The sequence below is a fragment of the Limimaricola sp. G21655-S1 genome (assembly GCF_027213785.1).
Lineage (GTDB): Bacteria > Pseudomonadota > Alphaproteobacteria > Rhodobacterales > Rhodobacteraceae > Limimaricola.
In genome coordinates this window covers 475,350-482,731 of record NZ_JAPWGO010000001.1, presented here as the reverse complement: position 1 = coordinate 482,731, position 7,382 = coordinate 475,350, and the positions used below count along the sequence as shown (strand labels likewise).

Below are 7,382 nucleotides of genomic sequence, written 5' to 3'. Positions count from 1 at the left end.
CCGGCGCTGTGGCGACGCACCTTTTCGGCTTTCCGCATTTCGACCAACTGCCTGCGGCGACGAAGGAAATCAGAAAGGCGCGCCCGGTCCGGATGAGGCGGCGCGGTAACCTCAAGAGGCAAGAGGCGACCCATATCAGCCAGTATGCGCGCATCGACCCGGTCTGTTTTAGCCAACACGCCTGTCGCGCGGGCGAACTCCCGGGCTTGCCGCGGATTGACCCGTGCGAAGCGAAGGCCCCGGTCGCAGAGTGCCGTGATCAGAAAAGTATCGCAGCCACTGGTGGCCTCGAAGACGACCAGAGAGTTTGTAGGCAAGGACGCGGCCCAGCGAGCAATGCTGTCCGGATTGTTATTGACCCTCACGGCCACCTTGGTCGGCAGGGCATGCGTATCGATCCAGCCGCGGGCAAGGTCGCAGCCGATGACGGTCTGTGGCATGGTAAAAGCTCCTGTCCATGTCATGCGGGATCGGAGTCAGCCGTCCCAAGCAACTGTTCAGGTTAATCGCGACGCGGAAGGGACCCTTGCTCCCACACGGGCTCTCTACCCTGGGGGGGGACGGGCTCCCTTCCGCACCGCCACTTTACTCCATTCGCAACAGACAGGGGGGGGGGGCGCGGCGGCGGTCGCGCCCCCCTCTACGCTCCCGCATTGCCGCCGAACGGTCGCGGCGTGGTGACCGCGCGGCGTCGCGTCCGGGCTTGCCATCGGCGCCGCTTTCGCGCGACACCGGCCCCATGCCAGATTTTCTCAACGTCTCTGCCTCGCTCACCGGCCGCCGCTGGGTGGGGCCCGCCGCCGAGGCCGATCGCCTCGCCCAAGCCATGGCCCAAGGCTGCGATCTGCCGTTGCCGCTGTGCCATGCGCTGGTGGGGCGCGGCGTTTCGGCCGAGACCATGGCAGGCTTTCTCGCGCCCACGCTGCGCGATCTCCTGCCCGACCCGCTGAGCCTGCGCGACATGGGCGCGGCGGCGGAGCGGGTGATGCAGGCGGTGCAGCGCCGCGAGCGCATCGCGATCTTCGCCGATTACGACGTCGATGGCGGCTCGTCGGCGGCGCTGCTGCTGGTCTGGCTGCGCCGGATGGGGCTGCAGGCGACGCTCTACGTGCCCGACCGGATCGAGGAGGGCTATGGCCCCAACGCGCCGGCGATGGAGAAGCTGGCGCGCGACCACGACCTGATCATCTGCGTCGATTGCGGCACGCTGTCCCATGAGCCCATCGCCGCCGCCAAAGGCGCCGACGTGGTCGTGCTCGACCACCATTTGGGCGGAGAGACGCTTCCCGACGCTGTCGCGGTGGTGAACCCCAACCGGCAGGACGAGAGCGGCGATCTGGCGCATCTCTGCGCCGCCGCGGTGGTGTTCCTGCTGCTGGTCGAACTGAACCGGCGGCTGCGCGAGGCGAGCAAGCCCGGGCCGGACCTGATGGCGATGCTCGATCTGGTGGCGCTCGCCACCGTGGCCGACGTGGCACCGCTGATCGGCGTCAACCGGGCTCTCGTGCGCACCGGGCTGCAGGTCATGGCGCGCAGGCAACGCGCTGGGCTGGTGGCGCTGGCCGATGTGGCGGGTCTCGACGTGCCGCCCACCGCCTATCATCTGGGTTACCTGCTGGGGCCGCGCGTCAACGCGGGTGGGCGCATTGGCAAGTCCGATCTCGGCGCACGGCTTCTGGCGACCGACGATCCGCACGAGGCGGCGGCGCTGGCCGAGAAGCTCGACCATCTCAACCGCGAGCGCCGCGAGATCGAGGCACGGGTGCGCGACGCCGCGCTGGAGCAGGCCGAGGCGCGCGGCGTCGACGGCCCCCTCGCCTGGGCCGCCGGGGCGGGATGGCATCCGGGCGTGGTCGGCATCGCGGCGGCGCGGATGAAGGAGGCGACGAACCGCCCCGCGGTGGTGATCGGCATCGAGGACGGCATCGGCAAGGGCTCGGCCCGCTCGGTGCCGGGCATCGATCTGGGTGCCGCGATCCACCGCGTCGCGGCCGAGGGGCTTCTGATCCGTGGCGGCGGCCACAAGATGGCGGCCGGCCTCACCGTCGAGGAGGGGATGATCGACGCGGCGATGGCGCGCCTCTCCGAACTCCTGGAAAAGCAGGGTGCCGGTGCCGGGGGACCACGCGACCTGCGGCTCGATTCGGTGCTGATGCCCGGCGCGGCCTCGCTGGAACTGGTCGAACGGATCGAGGCGGCGGGCCCGTTCGGCGCCGCCGCCCCGGCGCCGCGCTTCGCCTTTCCGGACGTGATGCTGCACCACGTGCGCGAGGTCGGTCAGGGCCACCTGAAGATCTCCTTCGGCGACGGCATCGGCGGGCGGCTCGACGGCATCGCCTTCGGCGCGATGGACGGGCCGATGGGCGCCGCCTTCGCGCGCCATGGCGGCGCCCGGTTCCACCTCGCGGGCAAGCTTGATCTCAACATCTGGAAGGGCCGCCGCTCGGTGCAGCTCAGGCTCGACGACGCCGCGCCTGCGGGCTGAGAAACGGGAGGAATCTGCCCCCACGGCAATTTCGCGCCAGCGCGATTTTCCCCTTGCGACCCCGAGGCTGTTTCCCTAAACACCGCCTCACCGACGAGCGGCCCGTTCGTCTATCGGTTAGGACGCCAGGTTTTCAACCTGGAAAGAGGGGTTCGATTCCCCTACGGGCTGCCATCGGTTCACGGATCAAGGTCCCGTTCGGGAAACCGGTTCCGTCGTCAGAGTGGCCCGTTCGTCTATCGGTTAGGACGCCAGGTTTTCAACCTGGAAAGAGGGGTTCGATTCCCCTACGGGCTGCCACGACGCCTTGTTTCCCCGACATTCCCGCTTCCTGCCCTCGCGCCAATTCGCGAATGCGTGCCGCAAGTTCGGTTGTTCCCGACCGCCCGCGCCGCTAAGTCTCCCCCCGGTATACCACTAGGGAGGCGCCGCTCATGGCACAGCAGGACAAAGCGAAGATCGGCCTGATCGGCCTTGGCACCATGGGCAGCGCGCTGGCGCTCAATATCGCCGAGAAGGGCTTTCCCATCGCGGTGTGGAACCGTCGCAGCGATGCCACCCGCACCTTTCACGCCGAGGCGGGCGACCTAGCGGAGCGGGTGATCCCGACCGAGAGCTACGAGGAACTCGTCGCCGCGATCGAGAAGCCGCGCGCGATCATCCTGATGGTGCCCGCCGGCGCGCCGGTCGACGAGCAGATCGCGGCGCTCAGGCCGCTGCTCGATGCCGACGACATGATCATCGATGCGGGCAACGCCAACTTCCACGACACCAACCGCCGCGTGCGGGAGCTCGACGACGTGTCCTTCCTCGGCATCGGCGTTTCGGGCGGCGAGGCCGGGGCGCGGCACGGGCCCGCCATCATGGGCGGCGGCGAAAAGGAACTGTGGGATCGCGTATCGCCGATCCTCGAGGCGATCTCGGCCAAGTTCAAGGGCGAGCCCTGCGCCGCATGGATGGGCCGCGAGGGCGCGGGCCACTTCGTGAAGGCCGTGCATAACGGCATCGAATACGCCGACATGCAGATGATCGCCGAGGTCTATGGCGTAATGCGCGACGGTCTCGGCATGAAGGCGGATGCCATCGGCGACGCCTTCGCCCGCTTCAACGAGGGCGCGCTGCAATCCTACCTGATCGAGATTTCCTCGATCGTCACCAAGGCCGCCGACAAGCATACCGGCGAACCGATGATCGACCTGATCCTCGACAAGGCCGGCCAGAAGGGCACCGGCCGCTGGACCGCGATCGAGGCGCAGCATCTCGCCGCGCCGATCCCGGCGATCGAGGCCGCCGTGGTGGCGCGCAACCTGTCGAGCCGCGTCGCCGCGCGCCGCGAGGGCGAGGAGCTGTTCGGCGCCGCGCCGATGCAGATCCCCGAGAGCACGGTCTCCGACGAGATGCTCGAGCGGGCGCTGATCGCCGGCAAGGTGCTTTGCTACGCGCAGGGCTTCGACATGATCGCCGCCGCCTCCGAGCAGTTCGGCTGGGCCCTGCCCCTGCCCGAGATCGCCAAGGTCTGGCGCGAGGGCTGCATCATCCGCTCGGCGATGCTCGACGACATGGCCGCGGCGCTGGCCGAGGACGAGGATCGCAACCTGATGCTGGCGCCGGTCTTCGCGCGCTACCTGCGCGAGGGCCACGTGGCGCTGCGCGAGCTGGTGGCGCTGGGTGCGCGCTATGGCCACCCGATGCCGGCGCTGTCCTCCGGCCTGAGCTATTTCGACACGATGCGCACCGCGCGCGGCACCGCCAACATGATCCAGGCGCAGCGCGACTATTTCGGCGAGCATGGCTTCGAGCGCATCGACGGCATCGAGGACGAGCACGGACCCTGGCACGGCCACGGCGTCTGAGCCCTTGCCGGTCCTGCAATGCAAAAGAGGCCCCCGCGCAGCGCGCGGGGGCCTTGTTCGTTCCAAGCACCTAGGCCGGTCTCAGCTTTCGCGGGAGCTCGTGTAGACGTCCCATAGCACCAGCGCCACCGTCACGACGAGCACGCCGCCGAGATCGAGGCGCGGAATGTGCGAGATCAGGATCCACAGGAACCCGAGAAAGAAGACCAGCGCCACGATGGTCATGATGCGGTTCAGCATGGGTCGGTCTCCTCGGCCAGCAGCCCTTCGAGCCAGCGCGCGGTACGCAGCAGCCGCGCGTCGTCGCCGCGCCGCCCGACGAGCTGTGCGCCCATCGGCAGGCCGGTTTCTGATTGCAGGATCGGCACCGTGACGGCGGGGGTGCCGCACAGCGTCCAGAGCCCGTTGAAGATGGAATCGCCGGTGCTGGCATGTCCCTCGGGCGCGGGGCCGAGGGCCGCGGGGCACAGGATCGCGTCGCAGCGCTCGAAGATCTCCTCGAGCCCGGCATAGAGCACGTCGGACCAGTCGAGCGCGGCGATGTAGTCGCGCGCGGGGATCGACTTGCCCCGGTCCAGCGCCTCCCGCATTTCCTCCGAGAGCCGCTCCCGGCCGCGCTTTTCATAGCCGTAATAGGATTTGGCCATTTCGGCGAGGTTGATCCGCTCGCGGATCGTCGCGGCCTCCTCGAACGCGCCCGGCAGCGCGGTCTCGAAGCATTGCTCGCCCAGCGCCTCGACCAGTTCGCCGAATCCCGCGATCGTGTCGGCATCGGCCCGGTCCCAGCCCGGCGGCCGCAGGAAGGCCAGGGTCGGGCGCACCGGCGGTTCCGTCATGGCGGTGGAATGCAGCCGGGGCGGCGGCGCGAGACTGGTGGCCCGGTCGCCCGCGTCGTGACCGTAAAGCGCCTCGGCCAGAAGCGCCGCGTCCTCGACGTTGCGTGCGAAGACGCCGATCGTGTCGAGCGATGGCGACTGGCTCAGCACGCCTGTGCGGGGGATCGCGCCGAAGCTCGGCTTGAAACCCACCGTGCCGCAGAACGAGGCGGGCCGGATCACCGAGCCCCCCGTCTGCGTGCCGACCGCGAGCGGCACCATGCCGGCGGCCACCGCGGCGGCCGAGCCGGAGGAGGAGCCGCCCGGGGTGCGGGCGGCGTCGTGCGGGTTGCGGGTCTTGCCCGGATGCAGGAACGCCAGCTCCGCCGTCACCGTCTTGCCGATGATGACGGCACCGGCGGCGCGCAGCCGTTCGACCAGCGCCGCGTCGCGCTGGGGCACCCTGCCCTCGTCGAGCGGCGTGCCGTTCTGCGTCGGCACCTTCGCGGTATCGATCACGTCCTTGAGCGCCACCGGCAGCCCGTGCAGCGGGCCGGTGGGCCGCCCCGCCCGGCGCGCCGTGTCGAGCGCCTGCGCCTGTTGCATCGCGTAGCCGCCGTCGAGCCAGGCCCAGGCCTGGACCTCCGGTTCCAGCGCCGCGATGCGGTCGAGGCAGGCCTGCACCAGATCCGTGGCGTTCATCGCCCCGCTCGCCATCCGGTCGCGCAGTTCGCGCGCCGACAGGTCGAGCATCGCGACGTGACCCTTGGGCATCGGCTTCGCTTTCATCTCAGCGCCCATAGAACAGCTCCGGCAGTCCGAAGACCAGGTTCGGGAAGATGTAGACCAGCACCATCGAGACCACGACCATGGCGAGGAACGGCATGATCCCCTTGAAGATCTGCGTCAGCCGCACCTCCGGGGGCGCGATGCCCTTGAGGTAGTAGGCCGACATCGCCATCGGCGGGGTCAGGAACGAGGTCTGCAGGTTCAGCGCCACGAGGATGCCGAAGAACAGCGGATCGACTCCGAAGATCTCCAGAAGCGGCAGGAAGATCGGCACGAAGATGATGATGATCTCCGACCATTCCAGCGGCCAGCCCAGAAGAAAGATGATCAGCTGCGCCAGGATCAGGAACTGCACCGGGGTCAGGTCGAGGCCCGAGACGAACTCCGAGATCAGATGCTCGCCGCCCAGATAGGAGAAGACCGAGGAGAAGATGTAGGAGCCGACGAAGAGCCAGCACACCATCGCCGTGGTCCGCACCGTGAGATAGACGCTTTCGCGCAGCCGCTGGAAGGTCATGGCGCGGTAGATCACCGCCAGCACCATGCCGCCCAGCGCGCCGATCGCGGCGGCCTCCGTGGGGGTGGCGAGGCCGAACAGGATCGAACCCAGCACCGACAGGATCAGCACCGCCAGCGGAAAGAAGGAGGTGAAGAGCATCCACAGCAGCTTGCCCAGCGGCACGTCGGGCACCTCGTCCTTCGTCGGGCGCGGCGCGACCGAGGGCTGGAGGATCGAGCGGCCGACCACATAGGTGAGGTAGAGGCCGACGAGCACGAGACCCGGCAGCAGCGCGCCCGCATAGAGCCGGACGATCGAGACGCCCGAGGCCGCCGCATAGACGATCAGCATGATCGAGGGCGGGATCAGGATGCCCAGCGTGCCGCCGGCGCAGATGATGCCCGCGGCGAAGGAGGGCTCGTAGCGCGCCTTGAGCATGGCGGGCAGCGCCAGGAGGCCCATCAGCGTCACCACGGCGCCGACGATGCCGGTGGCGGTGGCGAAGAGCGCGCAGGTGATCAGCGCCGCGACGCCCATCGAACCGGGCACGTTCTTGGAGGCGATGTTGAGCGTGGTGAACAGCCGGTCGACGATGTTCGCGCGCTCGACGATGTAGCCCATGAACAGGAACAGGGGCACCGCGGTCAGCACCTCGTTCGACATCACCGTGTAGGTCTGGTTGATGAACAGGTCGAAGACGCGGTTGTTCAGAAACCCCTCGATCCAGGTCGAGGTGCTTTCCCACCAGCTGGCGATCTCGGGATCGAGCCGGTCGAAGTTGCGCCACATGCGGCCGGCATCGAAATAGGCGTAGTAGCCGAAGCCGATGCCGAGCGCCATCAGCGTGAAGGCGATGGGAAAGCCCAGGAAGACGAGGCAGATGAAGACGCCCAGCATCATCAGGGCGATTTGCGGTTCGGTCACGTGCGTGCGCTCCGTAT

At 68.6% G+C, this 7,382-nt stretch carries 6 protein-coding genes and 2 tRNA genes; 4 read left to right on the top strand and 4 right to left on the bottom strand.

The features are described from left to right. Positions 1-440 (bottom strand): transposase (locus O4G76_RS02425; RefSeq protein WP_269395813.1); only part of this gene is annotated, 440 nt, incomplete at its 3' end. Between the two features lie 299 nt (positions 441-739). Here O4G76_RS02425 and recJ point away from each other — a divergent pair. From recJ to gndA, 4 genes are all read left to right on the top strand, one after another. Next, positions 740-2,485, top strand: a complete 1,746-nt coding sequence (gene recJ, locus O4G76_RS02420) for a single-stranded-DNA-specific exonuclease RecJ (RefSeq protein WP_269395812.1) — start codon at positions 740-742, stop codon at positions 2,483-2,485. Between the two features lie 99 nt (positions 2,486-2,584). Next, a tRNA-Glu gene (locus O4G76_RS02415) sits at positions 2,585-2,659 on the top strand. A 51-nt stretch (positions 2,660-2,710) separates the two neighbouring features. Next, positions 2,711-2,785 (top strand) — tRNA-Glu (locus O4G76_RS02410). Between the two features lie 134 nt (positions 2,786-2,919). Then, positions 2,920-4,338, top strand: coding sequence for an NADP-dependent phosphogluconate dehydrogenase (gndA, locus tag O4G76_RS02405; protein ID WP_269395811.1), 1,419 nt, complete (start codon positions 2,920-2,922; stop codon positions 4,336-4,338). Between the two features lie 81 nt (positions 4,339-4,419). On the opposite strand, the gene O4G76_RS02400 is transcribed toward gndA, so the two are convergent. From O4G76_RS02400 to O4G76_RS02390, 3 genes are read right to left on the bottom strand one after another with little or no spacing between them, the layout of a single operon-like run. After that, positions 4,420-4,578, bottom strand: coding sequence for a hypothetical protein (locus O4G76_RS02400; protein ID WP_269395810.1), 159 nt, complete (start codon positions 4,576-4,578; stop codon positions 4,420-4,422). Beyond that, on the bottom strand, positions 4,572-5,927 hold the full coding sequence (locus O4G76_RS02395; RefSeq protein WP_269395809.1) for an amidase: 1,356 nt from the start codon (positions 5,925-5,927) through the stop codon (positions 4,572-4,574). Before O4G76_RS02395 ends, O4G76_RS02400 begins: the two co-directional genes overlap by 7 nt. A gap of 16 nt (positions 5,928-5,943) precedes the next feature. Then, positions 5,944-7,365, bottom strand: a complete 1,422-nt coding sequence (locus O4G76_RS02390) for a TRAP transporter large permease subunit (protein ID WP_269395808.1) — start codon at positions 7,363-7,365, stop codon at positions 5,944-5,946. Positions 7,366-7,382: the final 17 nt, after the last annotated feature.

Excerpts from the sequence above, each read along its gene's own strand:
- O4G76_RS02395 (WP_269395809.1), bottom strand. The coding sequence starts at position 5,927 with ATGCCCAAGGGTCACGTCGCGATGCTCGACCTGTCGGCGCGCGAACTG.
- recJ (WP_269395812.1), top strand. The coding sequence starts at position 740 with ATGCCAGATTTTCTCAACGTCTCTGCCTCGCTCACCGGCCGCCGCTGG.
- O4G76_RS02400 (WP_269395810.1), bottom strand. The coding sequence starts at position 4,578 with ATGCTGAACCGCATCATGACCATCGTGGCGCTGGTCTTCTTTCTCGGG.
- gndA (WP_269395811.1), top strand. The coding sequence starts at position 2,920 with ATGGCACAGCAGGACAAAGCGAAGATCGGCCTGATCGGCCTTGGCACC.